This is a genomic window from Xanthomonas hortorum (genome assembly GCF_040279205.1).
GTDB lineage: Bacteria > Pseudomonadota > Gammaproteobacteria > Xanthomonadales > Xanthomonadaceae > Xanthomonas > Xanthomonas hortorum_F.
In genome coordinates, this window is the sequence record NZ_JBEOLS010000132.1 from 1 (window position 1) to 840 (window position 840).

Below are 840 nucleotides of genomic sequence, written 5' to 3' on the forward strand. Positions count from 1 at the left end.
AGTTGCCAAAGCGCTTGGGTAGGCCGCGCCATTTGCAGCCATGCTCGGCAACGTAAAGGATGGCGTTGACCACTTGCAGGTTGGTCATGCTGACATTGCCGCGCTGCGCCGGCAGGCAGTGTTCGATTAGAGAAAATTGTGCTGGCGTGATCTCCATGCACGATAGTTTAATCGCTCGGGCCATTAGTGTTAACAGGCCCTAGTCAATGGAGAGGATCTGCGCAAGGTCGGTAAGTCGAGCTACCGGAGCAAGGTCAGCATCGTCATGCAGGGAGACAATCTGTTGTCGGGAACGCTGTCGGAAAACATCTCCATGTTCGATGAGCACATTGATCAAGAGCGTCTTGTGCAGGCTGCGAAATTGGCATGCATCCACGACGATATTCAGCGCATGCCAATGGGCTTCAACACCAGAGTCGGCGACTTGGGAAATACGCTGTCAGGCGGTCAAAAACAACGGATCTTCTTGGCCAGAGCCTTCTACAGGCGCACCAAGTTGTTGTTGATGGATGAACCAACGACTGGGGTTGACGAGCAGATGGGCATACAGCTGATGAAGAACATCAAGAGCATCGGCGCGACCACAGTCATTGTGACGCACGACAAGAACATCTCGCGGATGTGCGATATGCACTATCTCTTCGTGAGCGGAAATCTAAGACCTTTGATCAAGGAGCAGCCTAGATCCTTTGAAGGCGGCGCTGATGTGGATGCGACGTCCCCCCGCCCTGAGTAGCGGCCTGGTTTAGAGTCCGGGGCTGATGATATCGGTGTTTGCCAGATGTTGGGCATACGCAGCCGGGGTCATGCCGCAGATTGCTTTTTTGGGTCGGTCCTCGT

Annotated in this window: 1 protein-coding gene and 1 pseudogene; one reads left to right on the forward strand and one right to left on the reverse strand. The window is 54.2% G+C overall.

The genetic code is table 11. The features are described from left to right. A partial coding sequence (locus ABS769_RS22480) for a transposase (RefSeq protein ID WP_233368074.1) occupies window positions 1-157 on the reverse strand: 157 nt, incomplete at its 3' end. Between the two features lie 42 nt (window positions 158-199). On the opposite strand from ABS769_RS22480, the pseudogene ABS769_RS22485 reads away from it, so the two are divergent. Beyond that, window positions 200-736 (forward strand): annotated as a pseudogene (locus ABS769_RS22485) (ATP-binding cassette domain-containing protein); the annotation flags it as partial. Window positions 737-840: the final 104 nt, after the last annotated feature.